At 71.9% G+C, this 26,687-nt stretch carries 20 protein-coding genes and 1 pseudogene; 9 read left to right on the top strand and 12 right to left on the bottom strand.

Annotation, left to right across the window (positions count from 1 at the left end):
- Nucleotides 1–9 precede the first annotated feature (9 nt).
- On the top strand, nt 10–636 hold the full coding sequence (locus AQJ67_RS01880) for a CBS domain-containing protein (protein WP_062716180.1): 627 nt from the start codon (nt 10–12) through the stop codon (nt 634–636).
- 245 nt (nt 637–881) lie between these two features.
- Here AQJ67_RS01880 and AQJ67_RS01885 read toward each other — a convergent pair whose 3' ends face one another.
- The 4 genes from AQJ67_RS01885 to AQJ67_RS01900 form a co-directional block, all read right to left on the bottom strand.
- Nucleotides 882–1,382, bottom strand: a complete 501-nt coding sequence (locus AQJ67_RS01885; RefSeq protein WP_062716181.1) for a flavodoxin domain-containing protein — start codon at nt 1,380–1,382, stop codon at nt 882–884.
- 30 nt (nt 1,383–1,412) lie between these two features.
- Nucleotides 1,413–2,144, bottom strand: a complete 732-nt coding sequence (locus tag AQJ67_RS01890; protein ID WP_062716182.1) for a CBS domain-containing protein — start codon at nt 2,142–2,144, stop codon at nt 1,413–1,415.
- 12 nt (nt 2,145–2,156) lie between these two features.
- Nucleotides 2,157–4,907: a bifunctional acetate--CoA ligase family protein/GNAT family N-acetyltransferase gene (locus tag AQJ67_RS46515; RefSeq protein ID WP_062716183.1), complete on the bottom strand. Its 2,751-nt coding sequence runs from the start codon at nt 4,905–4,907 to the stop codon at nt 2,157–2,159.
- 159 nt (nt 4,908–5,066) lie between these two features.
- Nucleotides 5,067–7,448, bottom strand: a complete 2,382-nt coding sequence (locus tag AQJ67_RS01900) for a phosphoketolase family protein (protein ID WP_062716184.1) — start codon at nt 7,446–7,448, stop codon at nt 5,067–5,069.
- A 79-nt stretch (nt 7,449–7,527) separates the two neighbouring features.
- Here AQJ67_RS01900 and AQJ67_RS44620 point away from each other — a divergent pair.
- Nucleotides 7,528–7,658, top strand: a pseudogene (locus tag AQJ67_RS44620) (polyphosphate kinase 2); the annotation flags it as partial.
- Nucleotides 7,659–7,731: 73 nt separating this feature from the next.
- Here the strand turns inward: AQJ67_RS44620 and AQJ67_RS01905 are convergent.
- From AQJ67_RS01905 to AQJ67_RS01920, 4 genes are all read right to left on the bottom strand, one after another.
- Nucleotides 7,732–8,613, bottom strand: a complete 882-nt coding sequence (locus AQJ67_RS01905; RefSeq protein WP_107122760.1) for a universal stress protein — start codon at nt 8,611–8,613, stop codon at nt 7,732–7,734.
- Nucleotides 8,610–9,632 (bottom strand): zinc-dependent alcohol dehydrogenase, encoded by a 1,023-nt coding sequence (locus AQJ67_RS01910; RefSeq protein ID WP_062716185.1) that lies wholly within the window; start codon nt 9,630–9,632, stop codon nt 8,610–8,612. The genes AQJ67_RS01905 and AQJ67_RS01910 overlap by 4 nt, the downstream gene beginning before the upstream one ends.
- A gap of 25 nt (nt 9,633–9,657) precedes the next feature.
- Nucleotides 9,658–10,563: a universal stress protein gene (locus tag AQJ67_RS01915; RefSeq protein WP_062716186.1), complete on the bottom strand. Its 906-nt coding sequence runs from the start codon at nt 10,561–10,563 to the stop codon at nt 9,658–9,660.
- 109 nt (nt 10,564–10,672) lie between these two features.
- Nucleotides 10,673–11,281: a DoxX family membrane protein gene (locus AQJ67_RS01920; protein WP_062716757.1), complete on the bottom strand. Its 609-nt coding sequence runs from the start codon at nt 11,279–11,281 to the stop codon at nt 10,673–10,675.
- Nucleotides 11,282–11,846: 565 nt separating this feature from the next.
- Between AQJ67_RS01920 and AQJ67_RS01925 the strand changes: the two genes are divergently transcribed.
- The 6 genes from AQJ67_RS01925 (at nt 11,847) to AQJ67_RS47445 (ending at nt 18,247) form a co-directional block, all read left to right on the top strand.
- Entirely contained in the window at nt 11,847–12,311 is a 465-nt protein-coding gene (locus AQJ67_RS01925; protein WP_062716187.1) for a Crp/Fnr family transcriptional regulator, read from the top strand.
- 50 nt (nt 12,312–12,361) lie between these two features.
- Nucleotides 12,362–13,021 (top strand): CBS domain-containing protein, encoded by a 660-nt coding sequence (locus AQJ67_RS01930; protein WP_062716188.1) that lies wholly within the window; start codon nt 12,362–12,364, stop codon nt 13,019–13,021.
- A 368-nt stretch (nt 13,022–13,389) separates the two neighbouring features.
- Complete coding sequence (locus AQJ67_RS01935; RefSeq protein ID WP_062716189.1) at nt 13,390–14,094, top strand: response regulator; 705 nt, start codon at nt 13,390–13,392, stop codon at nt 14,092–14,094.
- Between the two features lie 486 nt (nt 14,095–14,580).
- On the top strand, nt 14,581–15,447 hold the full coding sequence (locus AQJ67_RS01940) for a universal stress protein (protein WP_062716190.1): 867 nt from the start codon (nt 14,581–14,583) through the stop codon (nt 15,445–15,447).
- Nucleotides 15,448–15,469: 22 nt separating this feature from the next.
- Entirely contained in the window at nt 15,470–17,803 is a 2,334-nt protein-coding gene (locus AQJ67_RS01945) for a heavy metal translocating P-type ATPase (RefSeq protein ID WP_208614884.1), read from the top strand.
- Between the two features lie 303 nt (nt 17,804–18,106).
- On the top strand, nt 18,107–18,247 hold the full coding sequence (locus AQJ67_RS47445) for a hypothetical protein (protein WP_159058700.1): 141 nt from the start codon (nt 18,107–18,109) through the stop codon (nt 18,245–18,247).
- Nucleotides 18,248–18,306: 59 nt separating this feature from the next.
- On the opposite strand, the gene AQJ67_RS01950 is transcribed toward AQJ67_RS47445, so the two are convergent.
- The 3 genes from AQJ67_RS01950 to AQJ67_RS01960 all read right to left on the bottom strand — a co-directional run bounded on the left by AQJ67_RS01950 (nt 18,307) and on the right by AQJ67_RS01960 (nt 24,180).
- Nucleotides 18,307–20,676, bottom strand: coding sequence for a glycoside hydrolase family 65 protein (locus AQJ67_RS01950; protein WP_062716191.1), 2,370 nt, complete (start codon nt 20,674–20,676; stop codon nt 18,307–18,309).
- 243 nt (nt 20,677–20,919) lie between these two features.
- Nucleotides 20,920–21,795 carry a universal stress protein gene (locus AQJ67_RS01955; protein ID WP_079055770.1) on the bottom strand — a complete coding sequence of 292 codons (876 nt, stop codon included), beginning with the start codon at nt 21,793–21,795 and terminating at the stop codon, nt 20,920–20,922.
- A gap of 654 nt (nt 21,796–22,449) precedes the next feature.
- Entirely contained in the window at nt 22,450–24,180 is a 1,731-nt protein-coding gene (locus AQJ67_RS01960) for a GAF domain-containing sensor histidine kinase (RefSeq protein ID WP_062716193.1), read from the bottom strand.
- A gap of 366 nt (nt 24,181–24,546) precedes the next feature.
- Here AQJ67_RS01960 and AQJ67_RS01965 point away from each other — a divergent pair, with 366 nt between their 5' ends.
- A complete protein-coding gene (locus AQJ67_RS01965) occupies nt 24,547–25,065 on the top strand; it encodes a pyridoxamine 5'-phosphate oxidase family protein (protein WP_208614885.1) in 519 nt (172 codons plus the stop codon).
- A 459-nt stretch (nt 25,066–25,524) separates the two neighbouring features.
- On the opposite strand, the gene AQJ67_RS01970 is transcribed toward AQJ67_RS01965, so the two are convergent.
- Nucleotides 25,525–26,595, bottom strand: a complete 1,071-nt coding sequence (locus AQJ67_RS01970) for a zinc-dependent alcohol dehydrogenase family protein (RefSeq protein WP_062716195.1) — start codon at nt 26,593–26,595, stop codon at nt 25,525–25,527.
- Nucleotides 26,596–26,687 lie beyond the last annotated feature (92 nt).

Here is a 26,687-nt window from a genome sequence, read left to right on the forward strand (position 1 = left end):
GAGGTCGCGATGTCTGAATCCCCGTACACCGTGAGCGATGTGATGACGCACACGGTCGTCGCCGTGGGCAGTGAGGCGCCCTTCAAGGAGATCGTCGAGCTGCTGAACCAGTGGAAGGTCAGCGCCCTGCCGGTGCTGGCCGGGGAGGGGCGGGTCGTCGGAGTGGTCTCCGAGGCCGACCTGCTGCCCAAGGAGGAGTTCCGCAACGGCAACGAGCCCGCCGGCGACCCCACAGGGCAGCTCAAGGCGGCGGCGCTGACCGCAGGAGAACTGATGAGCACCCCGGCGGTCACCGTGCACGCGGACGCGTCGCTGGCCGAGGCGGCGCGCATCATGGCCCGTCGGCACGTCAAACGACTCCCGGTCGTCGACGGCGTCGGCCTGCTCCAGGGCGTCGTCAGCCGCAGTGACCTGCTGAAGGTGTTCCTGCGCTCCGACGCGGAAATCGCCGACGAGATCCGGAGCGGCGTGCTGACCCACCTCCCGGTCACCACCGGGCTGGGCGTCTCGGTCGTCGAGGGCGTGGTCACGCTGAGCGGTTCGATGCCTGAGCGCGGGCTCGAGCCGGTGGTGGCCCGGGCCGTGCGCGCGGTCGAGGGAGTCGTCGACGTCCAGTTGGATCTGAGCCACCGCTGAAGGGGCGGCACGATCTGTGAAGTACCTCGGCGAGTACCGTGCTCGCGTCCCCGCCCGGCGTCTGCTGGAGTTGCGGCAGACCGCCACACGCCCCCGGGCGGATCAGGAAGATGTGCGGCGGCCGGACCCACACTCCTTGTGGAGCCGGCACGACCGGAGCACACGTGGCAAGCACGGCCAGGACTCTCGTGCACACGGACACGGTGCTGCCCCTTCGGGAACGTTCCTGACTCGCGGGGCCTGAGTCAGTCCTTGGCCACCAACTCGTCGGCGACCGTCCGTGCCCAGTCCTCGATCCGGGCGAAGTCCCGGAAGTCTCCGCCCTTCCCGTTCTTGATGATCATCCGGGCGACCCATCCCTTCGCGCCCTCCTGCAGGCAGCCGCCGAAGGTGACGTGCCCGTTGGCGTCGAGCCGGGTCATGGCCCGCTTCAGGCCGGGCACGGGCGGGATGTCCCGCTCGGAGGCCGACGGGTCCAGCGGTCCGCTGCTGAACAGCCACAGCGGGCGTCGCGCCAGCTCGCGGCGGTGCCGGCGCAGGAACCGGCGGGAGTCCCTGTGCCAGCGTCCGGCGTACAGTCCGCCGCCGACCACGACGGCGTCGTAGGGGTCGACGCGTGCGACGGAACCGGCCGGGAGTGCCTCGGCGGTGAGGTCCTCCTTACGCAGGACCTCGGCGACGGCCTCGGCGATCTGCGCGGTCGATCCGTTCGTCGTCCCGTAGGCGACCAGCACCTTGGTGGTCATGGTGCTCCGCCTCCTTTCATGTTCACAGGTTCACAGCCTGCGCAGCCAGTCGTCGGCGACGCCGTGCAGCACCTGTTCGTCGGGCCGGAGACGCGAGTCGTCCAGCCGGTGGGTGAGCTTGTCGACGACCGCGACCACGCCGTCGATCTGACGGGTCATGGAGACGGCGATCTCCGTTTCGCTCTTGCGCTCCATCTGGCCCATGAGCGTGACCACGCCCTCGGTGACGCTGACGGCGATGCTGCGCGGCGGCAGCCACAGGGCTCGTACCAGCACCTCGTCGACGACCTCGGCGCGGATGTCCTCGTCGGGCCGCAGGAAGACCTGGAGCAGGTCGCGGCGGGTGACGATGCCGACGAGCCGGTTCTCCTCGTCGAGGACGGGCAGCCGTTCGATGTGGTGCTGCGCCATGGTCCGGGCGGCCTCGACGATGGTGTCGTTCGCATGGACCGTGATCGGCGGCCGCGTCATCAGCTGACCGGCGGTGCGGGCTCGCGCCTTGACGGCGCGCTCCCGACCGGCGCGGGTCAGCCGGTCGAAGCGGGAGCGCTTCTTCGGCTCGAACGGGTCGGGCGTCTCGGCCTGCCGAACCATCAGGTCCGTCTCGGAGATGACGCCGATGACCTTCTCGTCGTCGTCGACGACCGGCAGTCCGCTGATGCGGTGGTCGCCGAGCAGCCCGGCAACCTGCTTGAACGGGGTGCCGTACTCGGCGCGGACGACCTCCGTGGTCATCACGGAGCCGACCTTGTCGTGCTTCATGGTTGTCCCTCCTCAGCGGAGTCGGCGCAGATACGGGTCCTGGGGCCTGCGGGGCAGCAGGCGTACGCGCGCGTCGAGCACGGTGACTCGGCCCGGTGTCGCGAGAACGGGGTTGAAGTCGGCCTCGGCCAGCTGCGGCAGGTCGCTCGCCATGCGGGACAGGCGCAGCAGCAGTTGTTCGAGGCCCGGGAGGTCGACCGGCCGGGCGCCTCCCCCAGAGGGGGTACCCCCAGCGCCGAGCAGGAGCGGGGCGCAGCGCGGGGACGTGATGAGGTCGTGCACGTCGTGGTCGGTGAGCGGGGCCAGGCGTGCGGCGTGGTCTGCGAGGATCTCCGTCGCGGTGCCGCCGAGCCCGAACAGCACGAGGGGCCCGAAGACCTGGTCCTGGACGACGCCCGCGAACAGTTCGGTGCCGCGGTCGGCGAGCGGCTGGATCACCACGCCCTCCAGCAGACCGGCGAACCGGGTCTCCAGGTCACGGAAGGCGGCGCGGACTTGGGCATCCCCGCGCAGGTCGAGGTGGACTGCATGCTCGGCCGTCTTGTGTACCAAGCCTGGCCAGTAGCCCTTCATCACGACACGTCCGTCGAAGCCATGCAGCCGGTCGGCGGCGAGAGCCGCGTCGTCCTCGGTGCCCGCCCAGGCCCAGGCCAGCTGGGGAATGTCGTAGCAGCCGAGGAGTTCGGCGCATTCTCGCGGGTCGAGCCAGCCGCCGTCCGGGTGCCGGTCGAGATAGGCATCGACGAAGGCGTGGGCGCGGTCCGTCTCGACGTCGTCCAGGTCGGGGACCGTCCCGACGGGGCGGGCCAGCCAGACGGCGCGGCGGGCCGCGTGGGCCAGCGCCCGGGCCGCCGCCTGAGGTTCGGCGTACGACGGGATTGTGGTGCCTTCGGCGGCGGGCAACAGCTCGACGGGCAGGCCCTGTTCGAGCCGTACCGCGACGATCGGCTTGGGCGGCCGTCGTCCGGGAACGGGGGCCCTCCCGGTCGAGTCCATTCGAGACTGAGGGAGGGTGAGGGCTCGGACGAGGTCGTCGCCGGTCGCCGCGGCGACCGCCGTGGGGACGAGGGCCACGAGGACGGCGTCGACGGCACCGTTGCGCATGATCCGGTCCACGCAGTCCGTGAGTTGCTCTTCGGTGACGGAGGCGGTGGCGTCGACGGGGTTGCCGACAAAGGCGCCTGCGGGCAGGACGGCGAGGAGATCGTCGACCAGCTCGGAGCCGGGCGCCGGGAGTTCCAGCCCGGACTCGGCGCAGGCGTCGGCGGCGAGGACGCCCGCTCCCCCGGCGTTGGTGACGATGGCGACGCGGCGACCGGCGGGCAGGGGCTGGGAGTTCATCAGCGCGGTGACTTCGAGGAGTTCACCGACCGAGCGGGTGGCGGTGATGCCGGCCTGGGTGAACAGGGCACCGCGAGTCATGGTGCGGGTGGCGGCGGCCGCGGTGTGCGAGGCGGCGGCGCGGCGGCCCGCTTCGGTGCGCCCTGCGTCGACGGTCAGGACCGGGATCCGGCGGGTGACGCGGCGGGCGGTGCGGGAGAAGGCGCGCGGGCTGCCGAAGGACTCCAGGTGGAGCAGAGCGAGGCCGGTGCGACCGTCGCTCTCCCACCACTGGAGCATGTCGTTGCCGCTGACGTCGTACTTGTCGCCGAGCGAGGCGAAGGAGGACACGCCGATGCCGAGCCGGGACAGCCCGTCGAGCAGCGCGATGCCGACGCCGCCGGACTGCACAGCGACGCCCGCGGTGCCGGGGCTCGGGTGGCCGGCGGCGAAGGTGGCGTCCAGGCGCAGCTCCGGGTCGGTGTTGGAGATGCCGAGGCAGTTGGGGCCGACGAGACGCATGCCGTAGGCGCGGCATGCCGCGAGCAGGGCCTGCGACTGGTCGGCGTCCAGGCCGGCGGTGACGACGAGGAGCGCCCGTGCGCCCGCCTTCCCGCACTCCTCGGCGGTGGCGGAGAGTGCGGCTGCCGGTACGGCGAGCACCGCGAGGTCAGGGGTCTTGGGCAGGGCGCCGACCGAGGGATGGCAGGGCACACCGAGGATCGAGCTCGCGTGGGGGTTCACCGCGAACAGGCGGCCGGTGAAGCGGCCCGTGTGCAGCTGATGCAGGATCGCCCGGCCCACCGAACCCGCCTTGCGTCCGGCCCCGATGACAGCGACCGTGCGCGGCCGCAGCAGCGGTTCGAGGCTGGCGACGTCGGCGGCGCGGCCGCGTTCCTCCACGGCCGTGAGGTAGGTGTCGCTCTGGTCGAGGGCGATGGCGCAGCGCACCTCGGGGCCCTCGAAGTGGCGGGTCGTGCGCAGGCCGAGGTCGGCGAAGAGTCTCAGCACCTCGTGGTTCTCGCTGAGCGCGTCGGCCGTGAAGCCGGTGATGCCCTCGGCGCGGGCGGCGGAGACCAGGTGCTCGACGAGCAGGGTGCCGACGCCCCGGTGGTGCAGTCCGTCGGCGACCGCGATGGAGATCTCCGCCGTGTCCCCCGTCCCGCCGCTGTCGTACTCGGCGAGGCCGATCACCCGACCACCGGTCTCGGCCAGCAGCACCCGGTACCCGGGGCGCGGCTCGGCACAGGCCCGGTCGGCGGCCTGCCCCGCGGAGCGCCGACTGGCGGCGAAGAACCGCAGGCGCAGGTTTTCCGAGGACATCTCCTCGTACAGTCCCTGCACCTGATCGTGGTCGTCCCGCCGCACCGGACGGATGCACACCGTGGTGCCGTCCGCGAGCAGAGCGTGAACTGTGGGCCGACTGAGCTTGCCGTCCGTCATCGCGGTCTCCTCGGTGTTCCTCGGCTTTTCCTCGGCACTTCGAGCGTCCAGCGGAACGGGCAGAGACCCCATGGGCTGTCCGGGCGGTGAGGGTGGGCCGGTCGGCCCTCATAGGAAGGCCGGATCTCGGGCGCTGCGGGCCACCCGGCAAAGGCACGGTCAGACGTTCCAGGTCCACTCCGCGATCTCGGGCAGGTCGGTGCCGTGTTCTCGGATCCAGGCGTGGTGGCGGGTGCGGGTGTCGGCCATCGACTGCCGTACGGCGGCTGCGCGGACCGCGAGGCCGGGGACGCGGTCGATGACGTCCATGACCAGGCGGTAGCGGTCGAGGTCGTTGCGGACGACCATGTCGAACGGCGTGGTCGTGGTGCCGGACTCCTTGTAGCCGCGCACATGCATGTTCGGGTGACCGGCGCGGCGGTAGGCCAGGCGGTGGATCAGCCACGGGTAGCCGTGGTAGGCGAAAATCACCGGCTTGTCCGTGGTGAACAGACCGTCGTACTCGAAGTCGGTCATCCCGTGCGGGTGCTCCTCGCGCGGCATCAGCCTGGTCATGTCGACGACGTTGACCACGCGGACGGCGAGCTGGGGTAGCTGGTGCCGGAGCAGCTGGGCGGCGGCCAGCACCTCCTGGGTGGGGACGTCACCGGCGCAGGCGAGGACGACGTCCGGTTCGCTGCCGTTCTCCGTGCCGGCCCAGTCCCAGATGCCGGCGCCGCGTGCGCAGTGGGCGCGGGCGGCGTCCATGGACAGCCAGTCGAAGCAGGGCTGCTTGCCGGCGACGATCACATTGACGTAGTCGCGGCTGCGCAGGGCGTGGTCGGCGACGGAGAGGAGCGTGTTGGCGTCCGGCGGCAGGTAGACCCGGACGACCGCGGGGCTCTTGTTGAGGACGTGGTCGACGAAGCCGGGGTCCTGGTGGGAGAAGCCGTTGTGGTCCTGGCGCCAGACGTGGGAGGTCAGCAGGTAGTTGAGGGAGGCGATGGGGGCGCGCCAGGGCAGCTCTCTGGACGTCTTCAGCCACTTGATGTGCTGGTTGACCATCGAGTCGACGATGTGGACGAACGCCTCGTAGCAGGAGAAGAGTCCGTGCCGGCCGGTGAGGAGGTAGCCCTCCAGCCAGCCCTGGCAGGTGTGCTCGGAGAGGATCTCCATGACGCGGCCGTGCCGGTCCAGGTGCTCGTCGACCGGGAGGGTCTGCGCCTGCCATGCCTTGCCGCTGGCGTCGAAGACGGCCTGGAGACGGTTCGAGGCGGTCTCGTCCGGGCCGACGACCCGGAAGTCACGGCGGGCCGCGGTGTCCTTCATGACCTGTTCCAGGAGATCGCCGAGGACGCGGGTCGGCTCGTGCAGGGTCGTGCCCGGTTTCTCGGCCGGTACGGCGAAGCGATCGAGGGGCGGCAGCGGCAGCTCACGCAGAAGGAGCCCGCCGTTGGCATGGGGGGTGGCGCCCAGTCGCCTGGAACCGTCGGGGACGCAGGCGAGGACATCGGCGACAGGCCGGCCGTCGGCGTCGAACAGCTCATCGGGCCGGTACGAACGCAGCCAGGTCTCCAGCTGTCGCAGGTGTTCCGGGTTCTCCCGTACGCCGGCGAGCGGGACCTGGTGGGCGCGCCAAGTGCCCTCCACGGGCAGGCCGTCGACCTCGGCGGGGCCGGTCCAGCCCTTCGGCGTGCGCAGGACGATCACGGGCCAGTGCGCGCGCTCGCCGATGCCCTCCTCGCGGGCCGTGCGCTGCAGCAGGGCGATCCGGTCGAGCGCGTCGTCGAGGGCACGGGCCATAGCGCGGTGGACGGTGGCCGGGTCGTCGCCGGTGACGTGGATCGGCTCGTGGCCGTAGCCGCGCAGCAGGGCGTCGAGTTCGTGTTCGGGCAGGCGGGACAGCACGGTCGGGTTGGCGATCTTGTAGCCGTTGAGGTGCAGGATCGGCAGGACGGCGCCGTCGTGCACCGGGTCGAGGAACTTGTCGGAATGCCAGGACGCGGCCAGCGGTCCGGTCTCCGCCTCACCGTCGCCGATCACACACGCGACCACCAGGTCCGGGTTGTCGAAGGCGGCACCATAGGCGTGAGCGAGCGAGTAGCCGAGCTCGCCGCCCTCGTGGATGGACCCCGGGACCTCCGGAGCCACATGGCTCGGCACACCGCCCGGGAAGGAGAACTGCCGGAACAGCCGCTCCATCCCTCGCGCGTCCCGCGACACATCCGGATACGTCTCGCTGTAGCTGCCGTCCAGCCAGGAGCCGGCCAGCACGGACGGGCCGCCGTGCCCCGGGCCCCACACGCACAGGGCGTCCAGTCCGCGCGCCTTGATGACGCGGTTGAGGTGGGTGTAGACGAGGTTCAGCCCCGGCGAGGTGCCCCAGTGGCCCAGGAGCCGCGGCTTGATGTGCTCGGGGGTGAGCGGCTCGCGCAGCAGCGGGTTGGCCAGCAGATAGATCTGTCCGGCGGCCAGGTAGTTGGCGGCCCGCCAGTGAGCGTCGAGCGTGCTCAGCTCGTCGTCGGTCAGAACGGTCCTGTCCTGGTGCTCGAGCTCGGGCATCGGTGACTCCGTAAGTCGTCGAGGGCTTCGTCAAGACGTACGAGAGGAAACTGCTGCGCCCGCGGGCGTCGCGAAGCCGCAGGATCGGGCGCGCGCCGAGGGCGCCCACTCGTTCTCATCTTCGAGAGGCGGGATGCGGCGGGCAAGGGCGGCACCGTCAAGCGGGTCAGCGGGTACCTCAATCCGTGGGTGGCGGCGTTCACCGCCCTGGAGGCCCTCAGCACCGCCCGCCTCAGACCTGTGTTCCGGACCACGCGGCGAGCGTCTGAGCCGGTCACGGTGTTCACGCCGGCTGCGGTACCACGGCGACCGGACAGGCTGAGTGATGCAGTGCCCCGTGGGCGACGCGGCCGAGCTGAAGGCCGAGATGGCCGGTGCGGCGCTTGGCCCCGACGATCAGGAGATCGGCGTCGTACGAGGCATCCACCAGCACGCGGCGGGCGTGACCCTCGACGGTACGGCGGTGCAGCTCCACGTCCGGCGGGGCGTCCCGCAGGGCCTCGGTGAGGGTCTCCTCGGCGTGTCGCTCGTGCAGCCGGGCAGGGGTATCGGCCAGTAGGGGGTGGTCGGTGGTCTCGTGAGAGGGGCACCGCCAGGCCCGTACGGCCTCCAGGGGGACCCCCCGCCGCCGCGCCTCTTCGTAGGCGAAGCGCACGGCCGCCGAGTCCTCGGCGTTCTCGCCGACGGCCACGACGACGCGTCCGTGAACCGGGGGTGTCACCTGGTTGTCGTGGCTGCCGCGCAGCACGACGACCGGGCAATGGGCATGTGCGGTAACCGTCAGGCTGACGGAGCCCAGCAACGCCTCGGCCAGGCCGCTGCGGCCGCGGCTGCCGACAACGAGAGCGGAGGCGTTCCGGCTCTCTCGCACCAGGGCGTACTCGGGCTCCTCGAACACCGCGTCGGCGGTCACCTTCAGGTCCGGGTGGCGGGCATGGGCCCGTCGGACGGCGGCGCCGGTGATCTCCTGGGGGAGCGGCTGCGCGGAGGGCTTGCCGAGGTCCCTGGCGAGTGCGGCGCCTTCGTATCGCTCCCACAGGCAGGCGTAAACCACCTGGAGCGGCACGCCACGCAGTTCGGCCTCGTCGGATGCCCAGTCGACGGCGCGCAGGCTCGGCTCGGATCCGTCCACACCGACGACCAGAGGCAGGTCCACGGCGTTCACCTCCCCGCGCCGAGGTCGAAGACGATCCGCGCCTTGACCTGGCCGCGCAGCACCTCGTCGATGGACTCGTTGACGGAGTCGAGCGGCCGGGTCTCACTGATGACCCTGGTACGGCCGGCCGCGTGCAGCTGGAAGACCTCGGCAAGGTCCTGCCGGGTGCCGACGATCGAGCCGATCACCGAGGTGCCGTTCAGGACGGTGTCGAAGATCGGGACCTGGACGGTGCCGTGCGCGGGCAGGGCGACCATGACGAGCTTGCCGCCACGCCGCAGCCCGGAGTTGACAGCGGCGAAGGCGGCTTCGTCGACGGCCAGGGCGATGGCCGCGTGGGCGCCGCCGTGCCGCTTCAGGACCTCGCCCACGTCCTGTTTGCGGGCATCGATGACGAGGTCGGCGCCCAGTTCGGCGGCGAGTGCGAGCTTCTCGTCGGTGACGTCGATGGCGGCGACGGTCGCTCCGGTGATCTTCGCGTACTGGACGGCCAGATGACCGAGACCCCCGACGCCCGAGACCGCCACCAGCTGGGTCGGCTTGACGCCGGCGACCTTCAGCGCCTTGTACGTCGTCACACCGGCGCAGGTCAGCGGGGCCGCGTCGACCGCGCTGATCCCCTCGGGTACCGGTTGGGCGAAGTCGGCCCAGGCCAGCATCTTCTCCGCGTAGCCACCATCGCAGCCGTAGCCGGTGTTGATCTGCTGCTCGCACAGCGTCTCCCAGCCGGACAGGCAGTGCTCGCACCGCCCGCAGGCCTTACCCAGCCAGGGCACGGCGACCCGCTGTCCGACGGCCAGGTGGGTGACGCCGTCGCCGAGCTTCTCGACGAGGCCGACGCCCTCGTGGCCGGGTACGAAGGGCGGGTTCGGCTTGACCGGCCAGTCGCCCCGGGCGGCGTGGATGTCGGTGTGGCACAGCCCGGAAGCCTCGACCCGGATGCGGACCTGGCCGGGGGCGGGCTCGGGGTCGGGGCGGTCCTCGATGATCAGGGGCTCGCCGAAGGCTCGGACGACCGCTGCCTTCATGGGGTCAACTCCTCAAGGATGGTGGTCAGTTGTGGGCGACGACCGCGACGGGGGCCGTGGCATGGTGCAGGACCGCGTGGGTGACGGGCCCGATGTGGGCGCCGAGCGGGCTGCGACGGATGCGGCGGCCGACGACCACCAGGGAGGCCTCGCGGGAAGCGTCCACCAGTCGGATGCCGGGGCTGCCGGACGGTGTCTGCTCGGTGACCTCGACGTTCGGGTACTTCTTCCGCCAGGGCTGCACTGCTTCCGCCAGGACGGCGGCCTGCTGCCGGGCGATCTCGTCATGGAACTGGGGGTCGGCGGCGAGGCCGTAGACGTAGTACGGGGGCAGGTTCCAGCCGTGGATCACCCGCAGGCCGGTCTCTCGGCGGGCGGCCTCCTCGAAGGCGAACTCGATCACCGAGTCGTCGGGGCTCATCGCATCGAGGCCGAGGACGACGGGGCGGTAGGGCGTGGCGGCCGAGGGGACGCCCGCCGGGTCCGCCTCGTGCTCGTCGGCGGCCTGTTCCCCCGGGCGGACGAGTACGACGGGCCGCTCGGCGTGGGCCACGACGGAGAGGCCGACAGAGCCGACCATGAACCCGCCCACCCCACTCAGCCCACGCGAGCCGAGGACCAGCAGTTCCGCATCCGCGGCGGCCTCGGTGAGGGCATCGGCCGCCCCACCGGTCCGCTGCTCGGTGGTCACCTCGACGCCGGCGTGGCGCAGCCGGATTCCCTCGGCGGCCTCCCGGGGAACACGTGCGGTCCAGTGTGCCTGGGTTTCGGCACCGAGCAGCGGGGCCTGCGCCATGGGTTCCGGGACGGGCTCCCAGACATGGACGATCTTCAATGGCAGGCCGCGCAGCTTGGCCTCGCGGGCTGCCCACTCGGCCGCGGCCCGGCTTTCGGACGAACCATCAAGACCTACGACAACGGTGCGGACCATGATTCTGCCTCCTGATCGAGGATCTCTTACCAGCGTCGGCTCTGCGGTGTCGCCGTTGCAGGGGCCGCTGGTCCCCGGCCGGGACCGACCGGCCCAGCGGCCCCGGGTTTCACCGCAGCCAGGGGTTGCGGCTGACGAGCGACAACCGGGCCCATGCCCTGCCGAGTCCCCAGACAGCGCCGGCACCCACGGCGGCCAGAGCGATCAGGACGACCGCGTACACAGCGTGGTACTCGGCGAACGGGTTGGCCGACATGCTCGGCGAGCCGTCGGAGAGATGCTTGGCGGGCGGCCACTCCGCGATCCACATCAGCGCCATCATCGACGTGCCCGCGATCGCGGCCAGGCGCAGTCCGATGCCGAGGATCAGTGCCACACCGACGCCGAGCAGGCCGAGCATGAACAGCCAGTCCGCCCAGGCGTCCCCGGCCCAGTCGTGGAACGTCGACTCCATCGGACCGGCCGCGACCCCGCTGAGGAAGCCCTTGGTGGGCGAGCCGCCGTCGATCCAGCCGTTGCCGGAACGGGTGGCGTATCCGAAGCCGAACGTCTTGTCGAGGAACGCCCACAGGAAGATGAACCCGGTCAGCAGACGCAGCCCGGCGAAGACATAAGCGCTCGTCGCGGTGGTGTCGGCCACCGCCTCGGCCGCCCTGGCCGTACGCAGGGACGGGAGGCGGAATCCCAGGTGCCGGTGCGGTTGATCGTGAACTGCCATCGTCGTCATCCCCCTCGGGCCGATTCGTTGTTGACGCCGTCCACTCTCGTGGCGCGGACATGCCGTCGCCGGATGCCGAAGGTCCGTGTCCCCAGGGCTGAACGGCCCCATTCATGGGCCCTGTCGGCCTCCGAACCCACCCACCGGGCATCCATCGTCTCCACGAGAGGGGAGCTCGTCTTCCCGACACGGCCGAACTGCCGTGGCGGCGTACCGGAAGCACTAGCTGTATTGATCACGATCGCAGCCGGCTGGCCCGTGTCCTCCGGCTTTGGGGCTGTCGGGAAGAGCGGCGCGCGGTTCGGTCGGCGTGACGTCGAGGACGGGCCGCTGGTCGGGGGTGCCGTAGCCGGCGTGGACGTGGGTACGTCGGTCAACGCGAGCAGGAAGTCCGCCTTCAGGTCCTCCGCCGGCCACGACGGACCGCCCGGCCGCACAGGGTGCCGAAGGGCTCCTGCGGGTCGCCGGGCGGCCCGGTGCCGGGGCCGGGCGGCCCATGGCCCCGACGGTCGCACGTGCTCACGCTGGAAGTGGCAGCTCCGTGCGCACGACCTGGAGGCATCCCATGAACGCACCCGTATCGACGAGCATGCCCCGGGCTCTGCCCGCCGAGCACCGGGAACGGCTGCTGGGGATCGCCCGCGAGGTGTCCTTCCCGCAGGGCGCCCGGATCTTCGAGGAGGGCGGGCACGCCGACCGGTTCTGGATCATCCGGACCGGCACGGTCGAACTCGACATGCGTGTACCCGGCCGCCGGGCCGCCGTCATCGAGTCGCTCGGCCACAACGAACTCGTCGGCTGGTCCTGGCTGTACTCGCCGCACATCTGGCATCTGGGCGCGGAGGCGGCCTCGCCGCTGCGGGCATACGAGTTCGACGCCGCCGCCGTTCGCTCGATGTGCCAGAGCGACCCCGAGTTCGGCCGGAGCATCGCCCGGTGGGTGGGCGAGGTCGTGGCCCATCGCCTGCAGGCGGCCCGTGTCCGGTTGCTGGATCTGTACGCCCCGTACGGCAGCGGGACCGTGCACTGACCGCGCTCTGCGCCGCAGATCGAACGGATCGAGGAGTTGGAGGAGTCATCGTGACCGGAACCCCGCACATCGTGCGTGACGTGATGACCTGTGACGTCGCCGTCGTCGGCCGCGCCGCCGCGTTCAAGGACATCGTGCGGACCCTGCAGGAGCGGAAGGTGAGCGCGCTGCCCGTGGTGGACGACGGGGACCGGGTCCTCGGGGTCGTCTCCGAAGCCGATCTGCTGCCCAAGGAGGAGTTCCGCGACAGCGACCCCGACCGGTACACCCAGCTCCGTCGGCTGTCCGACCTGGCGAAGGCCGGCTCGGTGACCGCGGGCGAGCTCATGACCCGCCCCGCGCTCACCGTCACCGCGGACGCGACGCTCGCCCAGGCCGCCCGGACCCTGGCACGGGCCAGGGTCAAGCGCTTGCCCGTGGTCGACACTGAGGGACGTCTGGAAGGTGTCGTCAGCCGGGTCGACCTGCTGAAGGTGTTCCTGCGGGACGATGAGGAGATCGCGGAGGAGGTACGGCGGGAGGTCGTGGCCTATCTCTTCCCTCTTCCCGCGTCGGCGGTGCGGGTCGATGTCCTCGACGGTGTCGTGCGCCTGGGCGGCCGGATCCGGGACACGTCGCTGGTACCGGTCGCGGCACGGCTGGTGCGGGCCGTCGAAGGGGTTGTGGACGTGGTGTTCGAGCTGGATGAGCAGAGCACCTCAGTGGTGTGAGGCAGTGCAGCGCACCGCCTCACACCCGGCACACCTGCGCTGCGCAGGCCCTTCGCCTTGGTTATGGACGCCAGGCAGCGGCCTCCCCGTCCTTCCCCTACGCCCCACGGGACCGACGCCGCCCTTTCCGCACCGGACGTTCCTCATCAGGCGTACCCCCTGAGAGACAGAATGGAAGACGAAAACTGTCGCAAGGTCTCACCGCATGCAGACGTCAAGGGCCGACAGGAAGTAGTGAGGTACCGGTCAGGGCGCGTCAAGGAACGGGTTGGGCCGGTCGGCCCTAGTGAGCGAGGCCCGGACGCGTGATGATCGTTGTCAGGGACGGCCCGCAGGTCCGTCGCGCACCCGGGGAACGAGGGGTCCACATGACCGAGTCACGCACCTTCACCGCGCAGGACCCGATCCGCGTCTTCCTGCTGGACGACCATGAGGTGGTCCGACGCGGGCTGTCCGACCTGCTGGACACCGAGCCTGACATCTCCGTCGTCGGTGACGCCGGGAACGCCGAGCATGCCCTGGTGCGGGCCCCGGCAGTCCGCCCGCACGTGGCCGTCCTCGACGTGCGTCTCCCCGACGGCGACGGCATCACCGTCTGCCGTGAGCTGCGCAGCCAGATGCCGGAGCTGGCCGTACTGATGCTGACGTCGTTCGACGACGAGGACGCCCTGCTCGACGCGATCATGGCCGGGGCGTCCGGCTATGTGCTCAAGCAGATCAAGGGGTCGGACCTGGTGTCGGCGGTGCGCACGGTCGCCTCGGGTCAGTCGATGCTCGACCCGGCGACGACGGCCCGGCTGATGCGTTCCCTGCGCACCGAGCCCGTGCAAGCCCCGGCGGAGGCTCCGGCGCTCGCGGGACTTTCCCCGCGCGAGCGGGAGATCCTCGCGCTGATCGGGGACGGTCTCACCAACCGCGAGATCGGCAAGAGGCTGTACCTGTCGGAGAAGACGGTCAAGAACCACATCTCCCGGCTGCTGGCCAAGCTGGGTGTCCAGCGACGCGTCCAGGCCGCCGTGCTCGCCACCCATCTGGAGCGGTCCGAGCCGACGGGTGAACGTCCGGCACGCTGACGCGAGCCACGGCCGTAGCGCACGCCGAAGCGGCGCCGCTCGGCGCGCCGTTGGACCGTCCTGCGCCCACGCACCAGCCGCCGCAGCCCGGCTTCGCGCGCAGCGACCTCCACGGCCGCCCTGCTCGACGGCGAGCCCGTCCGCACCCACCACTGGCGGGCCGTTCCTCTCGCTCCCCGTTTACAGTCGGGATCCAAGGACTGCGTACGACGTCCCCGTGCCGGTCCCGCCAGGTTCTGCACGACCGCGCAAGGCAGCACCATCCGAACGGCCCCTGACCCGGCGATCTCGGCCGGACCGCCCTCGCGTCGCTCCTGTCCTCCCGGACTCGCCCAGCCGATCGGACCCGCACAGGGCCGTACGGGCCCGGGAACGCCCCCATCCGGCCCTCGTCCCGGTGATGGCCGGGCTCCCACCCTGGAAAGGGGGAGCGAGCACATGCGCGGCGGCGAGGAACAGCCGCCGCGCCCCCACCGGAGGTGCGTCATGACCGGTCCTGTCGTCGTCGGACTCGACGGTTCCCCCGCGAGCGTGACGGCCTCGTGGTGGGCCGCCCGCGAAGCCGTGGACCGCCATCTGCCCGTGGTACTGCTCCACTCCTGGACCGCCCAGCCCTTGGACGTGCCCATCGCCCAGGAGGCGCACAACAAGCAGCGCTACGGCCGCGAGGTCCTTGAGCGGGCCTCTGCCGAACTGCTGCATCGCCACGGTGACCTCGCCCTGACCACGGAACTGGTGTCGGCTCCTGCAGCAGACGCCCTCCTGGAGCGCGCCGAGAGCGCGGCGATGCTCGTGCTCGGCTCGCGCGGGCACGCCTCCGTGGCGAGCTTCCTGCTCGGCACCATCAGCCTGCACGTGCTGGGCCTGACACCCTGCCCGGCCGTCGCCGTGCGGGCGGGCGATCCGGCCGTCGAGGCGGGCTGGGGCCACCCCGCGGCGGCAGACCGGGACGAGGTCGTGGTCGGCGTGCAGGAGCCGGGAGCGGCGGCCCGGCCGCTGCTGGAGTTCGCGTTCACCGCGGCCGCGGCACGCGGTGCGCGGCTGCGGGCCGTGCGGGCGCTGCCCCTGACCTCGCTCGTCACCCGGCTCGACGAGGACCTCGAGGCCGAGGAGCGCGTGCGGCTGGCCGAAGCCCTCGCGCCGTGGCGGGAGAAGTTCCCCGACGTCGCCGTCACCAAGCACGTGGCCACGGGCCCCGCCACGCAGGTGCTGCTGACCGCGTCCGACCGCGGCTGCCTCACCGTCGTGGGGCGCAGGCGCCATTCGTCGCACCTGACCTGGAAGCTCGGGCCAGTCGCCCATGCGGCCCTGCACCACATCCCGTGCCCTGTCGCCGTCGTTCCGCACAGCTGAGCCGCCCGGGGCGAAGACCGTCATGAACCGTTTCCTTCCTCAGAGGCCGTCGCGCCGGCTGCTGGCAGCCCTCTCCCGTATGCCGCCGCTCGAATCTCTCCTGCTGGCATACAGCGTCGTCGCCCTGACCGTCGGCGGTGCCTTCTGGCTCGCGGGCGCCACCGGCCTCGCCGACCTGTGCTGGGCGCTGGGCACGGTCGTCGCCATAGGGCCGGCGGTCGGCTGGGTGCTGGGCGCGTTGCGCCGCGGTCAAGCGGGCGTCGACCTGATCGCGGTACTGGCACTGGGTGGCACGCTCGCCGTCGGCGAGTACCTGGCCGGGTCCCTGATCGCGCTGATGCTCGCCACCGGCCGGGCACTGGAGGCGTCCGCGCGGCAGCGGGCCTCGCGCGATCTGCGCGCCCTGCTGGAGCATGCGCCCCGCACCGCCCGGCGCCGGACCGGCACCGCCGTGCGTACGGTGCCCCTGGCCGAGGTCGCCGTCGGTGACCTGCTGGTCGTCGGGCCCGGCGAGGTCGTCCCCGTTGACGGGAGTGTGGCCGGCGACCCGGCCGAACTCGACGAGTCGGTGCTCACCGGAGAACCGCTGGCCGTACGGCACCCGCCGGGCGAGTCGGTGCGCAGTGGCGCGGTCAACGCGGGCGGCGCCTTCGAACTGCGCGCCACCGCGACCGCACAGGACAGCACGTACGCCGGGATCGTACGGCTGGCCCGGGATGCCTCCGCCGAGTCGGCGCCCGTGGTACGGCTCGCCGACCGGTACGCGGCCTGGTTCCTGCCGCTCACCGTGGCCGTGGCGGGGCTGACCTGGCTGATCAGCGGTTCCGCCGTGCGGGCGGTGGCGGTCCTGGTGGTCGCAACGCCCTGTCCGCTGCTGCTGGCGGCGCCGGTGGCCGTGGTCTCCGGGCTGTCGCGGGCCTCGCGCCTGGGCGTGGTGATCCGCGACGGCGGAGCGCTGGAGAACCTCGGCCGGGCCCGCACGCTGCTCCTGGACAAGACCGGCACCCTCACCGGCGGCCATCCCCGGGTGCTCGACGTGATCGCCGCCCACGGCTGGCAGCCGTCGCAGGTCCTGCGGCTGGCCGCCTCGCTCGACCAGTACTCGCCGCACGTCCTCGCGCGGGCCCTGGTCGACGCGGCCCGCGAGCGAGGACTGCGGCTGTCCGTGCCCACGGACATGTCCGAGGAGCCGGGCCGTGGCGCGCGGGGCACCATCGCGGCGCGCCGAATGGGCGTAGGCGGCCTCGATACCGGTGCGGAAAAGCCCGCCTGGGCCCGCTCGGCGGACAACCGGGCCGTCCTGGACGGGGCGACCGTCGTCTGGCTCACCGTGGACAGCCACCCGGTCGGTGCCGTCCTGCTGCGCGACCCGCTGCGCCACGACGCGCCACGCACGCTGCGCCGACTGCGCTCGGCCGGCATCGAACGGCTCGTCATGCTCACCGGTGACCGTCCCGAACCCGCCCACGAGGTCGGCGCCGTGCTCGGACTCGACGACGTGCGCGCGGGCCTCTCCCCGGCCGACAAGGTCACCGCGGTGCGTGCCGAACGCGACCGCGCGGTCACGGTGATGGTGGGCGACGGGGTGAACGACGCTCCCGCCCTCGCCGCCGCCGACGTCGGTGTGGCGATGGGCGCGCGCGGCTCCACCGCGTCCTCCGAGGCCGCCGACATCGTGCTGACCACCGACCGGGTGGACCGCCTGGCCGACGCTGTCGGCATCGCCGTACGCTCCCGGCGCATCGCCGTGCAGAGCGCGCTCTGCGGCATGGCGCTGTCGCTGATCGCGATGGCCGCGGCCGCCCTCGGTATCCTCCCGCCCGCCGTCGGCGCCCTGCTCCAGGAGGGCATCGACGTCGCGGTGATCCTCAACGCCCTGCGCGCGCTGGGCGACGACCGCGGGGCACGCCCGGCGCTCCAGCCGTCCACTCAGGCCCTCATCCACCGCTTCGCGGCGGAGCACGACGACCTGCAGGACGTCCTGGAGGCCGTGCGCTCCGCCGCCGACCACCTCGCGGACAGCCCCGGACCACAGGCCCTCGCGGCCGTGCGCGAAGTGCACCGTCTGCTCACCGAGCAGCTCCTGCCGCACGAGTACGCCGAGGAGCACCAGCTCTACCCGGCCCTCGCCCCCACGCTCGGCGGCCCCGAGGCCACCGCCACGATGAGCCGCGCCCACGTCGAGATCGACCGCCTCGCCCACCGCATCGCCACCCACCTCACTCTGGTCGGCCCCGACGGGGCCCTGGCCCCGGAGCAGTTCGACGACCTGCGGGCCTGCCTTTACGGGCTGCACACGGTGCTGCGGCTGCACTTCACGCAGGAGGAGGAGAACTACTTCTCGCTCGCGCCCTGAGCGCGCCCCTGGGGTCCCGTCCCGCTCTGGCGGACCGGTCGGGCCGTCGGGCAGACCCGCCGGACCGGGGTGTGCGCCCCACGCGCTCGGGGCACCGGTCACCGCCCGCACCCGGGTGTTCGGTGAGACGATCGCCTGTCTGCTGCCGACGGTCCCGCAGTCCAAGCTGATCGTCGGCATCGGAGCGCTGATAGGCACCAGCGCCGGTGTGCCGCCCGGGGCCCTGCTCCGTACGCCGGAGCAGGGCACGCGACAGACCCCTGCCTCGGCGTGCCGAACGGCTGCGTGTGGCCCCTGCCCCTCATGTCCGACTTGCGGCGCAGCGGCGCCGGACACGCGGCACGGCGCGTCCGGGCCGCCGACACGTGGACGATGTTGCTGTCGCGGAACGGGGAGCTGGCCGCGATCCCGCCCGGCATGAGGATCCTGGCCGCCTTCGCCTGAGGGCCGGGGAAGGCCCACTCGACAGAGGCGCCTGTCGCGGCCGTAGGGCCGGGCGACGGTCAGTCCGGGAGCTCCAGGCGAGCCGTCTCCCCGGGCTCGACGCTGACCGTGTGGTCCGGCAGCCGTACGTCGATCGCGGACGCGTCCGAGGCAGGCACGGCGATCTCCAGCAGCCCGCGTTCCAGGCTCAGCCGTACACCCCAGTGCCCCTGGTAGCGCAGGGCGAAGCCGTACGAGGACAGTTCCGGCAGGGGCACGGGGTCGAGCCACAGGGCGCCGCACCGGGTCTCCAGGCCGGTCAGGCCGCGCTGGACGAGGTCCAGGGTGCCGGCCATGGCACCCAGGTGGATGCCCTCGCCGGTGGTGCCGCCCTGGACGTCGGCGATGTCGCCCTGGAGGGCCTCCTGGCAGAACTTCCACGCCTCGGCACGCCGGGCACGGGCCAGGACCCAGCCGTGGACCAGGCCGCTGAGGGTGGACCCGTGGCTGGTGCGATGCATGTAGTAGTCGACGGTGCTCCGCCACACGTCGTCGTCCAGCCGGTAGCCCAACCGGCGGAATAGGCCCCCCAGTTCGGCCGGTGCGAAGAGGTATCCGAGCATCAGGACGTCGGCCTGTTTGGACGCCTTGTAGCGGTTGACGGTGTCGCCCTCCGCCTCCAGGATCCGGTCCAGGCGGCGGATGTCACCGTGGCGCTGCCGGTACTCCTCCCAGGGAAGCTCCGCGAGCTCGCCGTAGCCCGCGAACTGGCTGATGACACCGTCGTGGAAGGGGACATGGAGGGTGCGCGAGACGTCCTCCCACCGTTCGAGTTCGCCGCCGTCCAGACCGGTGCGCTCAGCGAGTTCGCGCCGACGGGGCTCGGGCAGGGTGTCCAGCAGCTCCAGTGTGCGGGCCAGCACCCAGGCCGCGGTGACGTTGGTGTACGCGTTGTCGTCCAGGCCGGGCACATCGGCACCCGGGTAGAAGTCGTGGTATTCGTCGGGCCCTACGACTCCCTTGATGCGATGCCGGCCCAGGCCCCCGTCGTAGACGGCCCGGTCAGCCCAGAAGCGGGCGATCTGCAACAGCATCTCGGCGCCCTTGGTGTGCCGGAACTCCATGTCGCCGCTCGCCTCGCAGTACTGCCACACGTTGTACGCGATCGCCGAGCCCACGTGGTGCTGGAGCCGGGAGTGGTCGGGCAGCCAGCGTCCCGAGCGCGGGTTGAGATGGAGCTGCTGGGTCTCCTCACGCCCGTCGCTGCCGCTCTGCCAGGGGTACATCGCGCCTCGGTGACCCGCCGCCCTTGCCGAGGTGCAGGCCTGTTCCAGGCGTCGGTGACGGTAGCGCAGGAGGGCTCGGGAGACCTCCGGGAAGTGCAGGTTGAGGTAGGGCAGGACGAAGAGTTCGTCCCAGAAGACGTGGCCTCGGTACGCCTCCCCGTGCAGCCCCCTCGCGGGCACGCCGACATCGAGGTCGGCGGTGTGCGGCGAGAGCGTCTGCAGCACGTGGAAGAGGTGCAGTCGCAGGATGCGGCCCGAGTCGCCCGCGACGTCGAGTTCTGCTCGGCGCCAGATCTGGTCCCATGCCGTGATGTGGGTTTCGAGCAGGGCGTCGAAGCCGGGGGCCCGGCCCACTCGGTCGACGGAGGCGTGCAGCGGGTCGCTGATGGCGGGATCGCGGGAGGTGTGGAGGGCGACGACCTTGTCCACGCTGGCCGTGCGGCCCTCCACCAGGTCCAGACAGGTGTGCTGGGTGGTGCGGGGGCTCTCGTTCCGGATCGTGACGGGTGGGTCGGCGGTCAGACGGGCGGCCATCCCGATCCGGATGTCCGAAGTCCGGGTGCGGCAGCGCAGCCAGACCGTGTCCGGGGCGGCCGTGCCCGCGTGCACGTGGGTGAGGTGGTGGCCGTCCAGGTCGCGGTAGCGCGGGACACCGGCATTGGTGACGCCCCCGTCGAGCAGCGCCTCGACCTCGAGTTCGCCGGAGAAGCCCTCAGCAGTGAACTCGGTGCGCAGCACCGCCAGATGCGGGTCGGCCATGTGGACGATCCGCTGCTGGCGCACCGTCAGCACCCGTCCTTTGCCGAGGTCGTAGCGGGTGCGTCGTTCGAGCATGCCCGACGCCAGGTGCAGGTCCATGCGGTGTGTGAGCACCGGGGCGGTGTCGGGAGTGAGCCAGTGGCCGTCACGCAGGCGGAAGCGCAGCGGCAGCCAGTTCGGGACGTTGACCATGTCCTCGTTCTCGACCCGGCGGCCCGCGACGCACGAGGTGAGCCGGTTGTGGATGCCCGCGATGTAGGTGCCCGGGTAGTGGATCTCGTCGGCAGCGCACTCCGGGAGAGCGCCCCGGGTAGCGAAGTAGCCGTTGCCGAGGGTGCACAGGGATTCCCTGAGTCGCTGTCGCGCGGGCTCGTAGCCCTCGTACTCCCAGGTCCAGCCGGTCACTTCGACGCTCCTCACACCAGTAGTTCCGCCAGATCCCGTACGACGATGTCGGTGCCGTGCCGCCGCAGTCTCCCCCCGAGTCCCCGGCGGCGGCCCGGTCCACGCCGACGACGAGAGCGAACCCTCCGACCCACCCGGCCTCCATCCCCGCCAGGGCGTCCTCCACGACGGCGGCACGGATGTCCCGTAGGACAGGTGCGAGTGCGTGCGAGGACGTCGTCGGGGTGAGGGCGCGCTCCATGGTCACTCCGATTGCGGTACGACGGCTACGGGACAGGGGGCATGGTGCAGCAGCGTGTGCCCCACCCGGCCCAGCTGGAGCCCGAAGTGGCCGGACCGGCGCCGCGCTCCGATCACGACGAGGTCGGCTGCCGCCGCCCTGCGCAGGAGCACCCGGTGGGCCGGTCCCTCCACCGTGTCGCGGCGCACCGGCACGCGGGGGTGGTCGGCCATCGGGTCGTGGAGCACGGCGTCGAGCAGGGCGGACGCCTGTTCCTTCTGGTGGTGGGCCGGGTCGCCGGTGCTCAGGTGGTGGTCGACCGACTCGATTGCGGGAACACGCCAGGCCCGCACGACGTCGAGCGCGCATCGGCGTGCCTCCGCTTCGCGGAAGGCGAATCGCATGGCCTCACCGGCGATCGAGGGGGCGGCCGCGCCGAGCAGGATCCGCTCGTGGGTGCCTGCCAGGCCGGCTTTGTCGCCACGGACCACGATCACCGGTCCGTGGGCGCGAGCCGCGACGGCCAGGCCGACCGATCCCAGGAGCAGGCCGGTGAACTCACCGCGGCCGCGTGATCCGGTCACCACGGCGAAGGCGTGATGGGCCTCGCCCAGAAGCGCGTTCGCCGCCTCGTCGGGGACCACGTCGGCCGAGACCTTCACCTCGGGGTTGCGTCGACGGGCACGTTCGGCAGCGGTGCCGACGATGTTCGCCGCCATGATTCGCTCAGGCGGGCGTTCCGCTCCGACGGAGGGCACATTGCCCTCGTACCGCTCCCAAAGGGACGCATACACCAGACGCAGTGGCAGACCGTGCCGGGCCGCCTCATCCACGGCCCAGTCGACCGCGCCGAGACTCGGCTCCGATCCGTCGACACCTACGACCATGGGCAACTCCATCACGCCCACCGCCTTTCGTCGGGCCGCAGTGGGATGCGGCGCGGGTCCCACTCCACCGTCGCACTCCGGCACCGGTGGCGGCAGGGGCGGATCGGCCCCACCCGGGTCCGTTGGGCCCGACCCGCGTGTGCCGAAGGGAGCACCGGTGCGGGAGCGATGCCCGGGCAGCCCCAAGCACGCGGGGGTGAGGGCCGATCGGCCCGGTGGCCCGCCCGAACAGCCCCTGGGAGGGCCTGCGTGAGGCGTGAACGCCGGAGGTCACCGCCTGGAGGGGGCGTCAGGACCGAGATCCACCGCGCTTCTTCCCCGGCACTCGGGGCCGGGCACACCCCGAGGAGGACAACGACGATCTCCAACCGGTAACAACGACGACCACCGGCCCGGCCCGCCAGTGATCAACGCCCCTCCTGGAAGGGACCGGCCATGGCCACGCAGGCATTGCATCCTGTCGGCATGCGGGCACCTGGCCAACGTCGGCCTGCACGCCGGTCCGGTCGCGCACGCGGTGATGCACCGCATCCGCTGCCCGGTCGCGATCGTGCCGCACGACTGAGCCATCCCTCCCGGTCCCGGCGACAGAGGCCGGACCGGGAGCCGGCCGCCAGGGAGCGCGTGCGTGCCCGTCGGCCCGACCGGTCCTGGCTCCGGCGCCCTCTACCGCTCTTGCGCCGTCAGCGGCACGCGCCACACCAGTGTGCTGCCGCCGCCCTCGGGAGTGATCACCTTCAGCTCGCCGCCCAACTGTCGAGCTCGCTCCGCAATGTTGGCCAAGCCGCTGCGGCGCCCGTCGGCCGGGATGCCCACCCCGTTGTCGGACACGGTCAGCCGCACCTCGCGGCCGTCGGTCTCCAGCGCGACATCGGCACGGTCGGCGCGGGCGTGACGGCCGACATTGGTCAGGGCCTCGGACAGCACGGCCTCCACATGGTCGGCGACCTCCCGGGGTACGTCGGTGTCCAGCAGGCCCTCCATGCGCACGCTGGGCGCGAAGCCCAGCACGGGAGCCGCCTCGCCGGCCACCCGGACCACGCGAGCGCGCAGCCCGCTCCCGGAGGCACCGTCGCGGGCACGCAGACCGAAGATCGTCGACCGGATGATCTTGATGGTCTCGTCCAGGTCCTCCACCGCCCGCCCCACGCGCTCCGAGGCCTCCTTGTGCTCGATGAACCGGCCGGCGCTCTGCAACGTCATGCCCGTCGCGAACAGCCGCTGGATCGCGAGGTCATGCAGGTCCCGGGCGATCCGGTCGCGGTCCTGCAACAGGGCGATCTGCTCCGCGTCCTGGCGGCGCTCGGCCAGCTCCATCGCGATCGCCGCCTGGGAGGCAAAGCCTCTCAGCGGCGCGATCTCCTTCTCGGAGAACGGCGGGCGCCCCGCCTCCCGCACCAGCAGCACAACGCCGCGTACGCCGTCGCCCGCGCCGATGGGAACGGCCACGGCAGCCGCGAGCCCGTCGAAGCGGGGTGAGGCGGCCGGCACACGCTCGTCGCAGGTCACGTCCGGGCTGGTGACCGGGGTGGCGGTGGAGAATGCCTGACCGATGAGGCTGCCGTCCACGGGCAGCACGAGCCCGCGGTGAGCCTCGGCGCCCTGCCCGACGGCCAGTTCCACCTCCAGCACGTCGGTGTCCTCCAGGGGCATGGCGACGACGGCCAGGCCCGCGCCGGTGATCTCCCTGGCGCGTTCGGCGATCAGGCCGAGGGCCTCGCCGCGCTCGCCGCCGGACATCAGGCTGTGGGTGAGTTCCGCGTTGGCCTGCAGCCAGCGCTCCCGCAGCCGGGACTCCTCATACAGGCGGGCGTTGTCGATGGCGACGCCCGCCGCGACGGCCAGCGTCGACAGGACGGACTCGTCCTCCTCGTCGAACTGAGCCCCGCCCCTCTTCTCGGTCAGATACAGGTTGCCGAAGACCTGGTCGCGCACCCGGATCGGGACGCCGAGGAACGTGTTCATCGGCGGGTGGTGCGCAGGGAAGCCGTACGAGGCGGGATGTTCGGAGATCTTCGTGAGCCGCAGCGCCTCGGGGTGACTGATCAGCTCGCCGAGGATTCCGTGGCCCTCCGGGAAGGGGCCGATGCGGGCGATCTGTTCCTCGGAGACGCCGACGGTGTGGAAGGCGGACAGCCGCTTGCCGTCCGGCCCGATCACGCCCAGGGCCGCGTACTCGGCGTCGACCAGCACCGCGGCGGCCTCCACGATGCTGTGCAGGGCCTGCTCCAGATCCAGTTCCCGGCCGACCGAGAGCACCGCCTCCAGGAGGCTGTGCACCCGGTCGCGCGTGCCGCGGGCCGCGTCGAGGCGGGCCTGCAGCTCCTCCAGCAGTTCGTCCAGCTTCAGCTGCGGCAGCCGTACGCGGGCCTGACCAGCCTGCTCATGGCTCTCCACCGGTGCTCCTCCACGTCCCCTCGACCCGCCCGAAGCCAACCGTTGCGGTCAAGTGCCACGGTAACGGTCCGAGGCAGGGGACGGTACGGATGCGACGCGCAGGCGCGGCCGTCGGCCGCGGAGCCGCGGGTACAGGCAGCCCGAACGGGTCGAGAGAACGCGAACAGGCCGCCCGGTCACCGGCGAGGGCCGAACGGCCCTAGCGTCGGCCGGGCGGCCGTGGTTCGAATGATCTGATCGGAAGAGAGCCACACAAGAAGCCGCCCCACCCACCCTGCGGCCACACAGTCCCGCGCCGCCTGACGGAACCGGTGAGCCGGTCGGAGACCTGCAGCAGTGAGAGACGAACAGCTACGAAAGCCCGCCATGGCCTGCGACAATGCCCTGCCGATCGCCCCGGGACCTCGCCAGAGCATCGAACTCGACAGCGCCGAGGCGCTGCGGCTCCTGGGCAGCGTGTCCTTCGGGCGGATCGTCTTCACCCAGCACGCTCTGCCGACGGTCCGCCCTGTCAACCATGTCCTGGACGACGGTGACATCGTCATCCGCACCCACGAGGGAGCCTCCCTGACATCACGGGCCCGGCAGGCGGGAGCACCAGGGGTCGTGGTGGCGTACGAGGCAGACGCCATCGACCCGGACAAGCACATCGGCTGGAGCGTGGTCGTCACCGGCTACGCCCGCCTCGTGACCGACGCCCGCGATCTGGCCCGCTGTCAGAACATGCTCCAACCCTGGGTGGGTCGAGCCATGGACTATGCGGTCCGCATCCGCCCCGACCTGGTCACCGGAGTCCTGCTCGCCCCCTTCGATGGGACCGAGGTGCGGTCCGACCCAGGCATGGCGGCACCTGCGCCCCAGGACGACCAGCGACGCGCCCCGTGAGGCGTCCGCCAGATGCGCGCCCGGCCTGCCGGTGGCGGCACGCCCCACTCTGGTCGGCTGGAATGCACCGCACCTCACAGCCGGCCTGATCCAGACAACAGGCCCTGGACGCCGGGAGACTTCTCCCGTCGCAGGTGCAGATTCTCGGTCAGAATCCCCTCCGGCCGTACGGCCCACTCGCGCCCCTTTCCCACCCACCGGTAGGGCATCGCGTTCCAGCCGTGCACGCCCCACGGGCCGGTGGCACGACACGCGGCCGCGTCGAACGCGAACTCGAGAACCGCATCAGCGGAACGCCCCGGCAGTCACCACAGCCCAATCAGGCCGATTACGGCATCGCGGTACGGCGTGGTGGCCTCGGCTGTTGTTCCCGGCGTGCACGACACACAGCGGGACCGCCCGCAGGCGTGCCTCCCGGGCTGCCCGTTCGGCAGTGGCATGGCACGTCACTTCCTCTCGTCAGGCCGCCGGGAGGGCGACCACGTCGTGCGGCTCCCCGCCGAGGACGACCTTGAGGGCGCCGGTGTCGGCGGCCCGGCCGAAGACGTCGTACGCCTCCTCCATGAGGTCGAGCGGGAAGGTGTGGGTGACCAGCTGCGAGGTGGGCAGTCGGCCGGCCGCCGCCATGCGCAGCAGGGTCGGTGTGGAGTGGGTGTCGACGAGACCGGTGGTGATGGTCACGTTCTTGATCCACAGGTCTTCGAGGTGCAGGGTCGCCGGCCTGCCGTGCACGCCGATGTTGGCGACGTGCCCGCCGGGCCGGACCATGCGCGTGCACATCTCGAAGCTCTCGGGCACTCCGACAGCCTCGATGACCACGTCGGCGCCCAGCCCGTCGGTGAGGTCGGCGATCAGCTGCTCGGGGGCCTCACGGGCGTCGGCCACGGCGTCGGCGCCGAGCTGCCTGGCTGCCTCAAGCCGGGCGGGGGCCAGGTCCACGGCGACGATCCGCTCGGGCGCGAACAGCCGGGCCGTGGCGATGGCCGCGAGTCCGATGGGGCCGGCGCCGACGACGGCGACGGTGTCGCCGGGCCGCACCTGCCCGTTCAGCACACCCACTTCGTAGGCGGTGGGGAAGATGTCGGCGAGCAGGACGGCGTCCTTGCCTCCCAGGGTGCCGGGCAGCGCGTGGACGGACAGGTCGGCGTGCGGTACGCGCACGTACTCGGCCTGGGTGCCGTCGATCAGATGGCCGAGGATCCAGCCTCCGCCACCCCCGCACTGGCCGTACATGGCCTTGCGGCAGTACGCACAACGGCCGCAGGCGGTGATGCAGGAGACCAGGACCCGGTCCCCAGGCCGTACGGTGCGCACGTCGGCGCCGGTCTCCACGACCTCGCCGACCGCCTCGTGCCCGAGCACCGTGCCGGGGCGCACCTCGGGCACGTCGCCCTTGAGGATGTGGAGGTCGGTGCCGCAGATGGTGACCGTGTCGACGCGCACGATCGCGTCGGTGGGGTCCTTGAGGCCGGGATCCGGGACGTCCTCCCAGGCGGAGTGTCCGGGACCATGGAAGACGAAGCCCTTCATGACGATCCTTCCTTCCTCGGCAGCCCCTGGCCGGAGAACCCGGCCTGAGCCCGGGGCCATAGCGGCGCCTGTATTGCCCCGCTGGTCCAGCT

The sequence above is a fragment of the Streptomyces caeruleatus genome (assembly GCF_001514235.1).
Lineage (GTDB): Bacteria > Actinomycetota > Actinomycetes > Streptomycetales > Streptomycetaceae > Streptomyces > Streptomyces caeruleatus.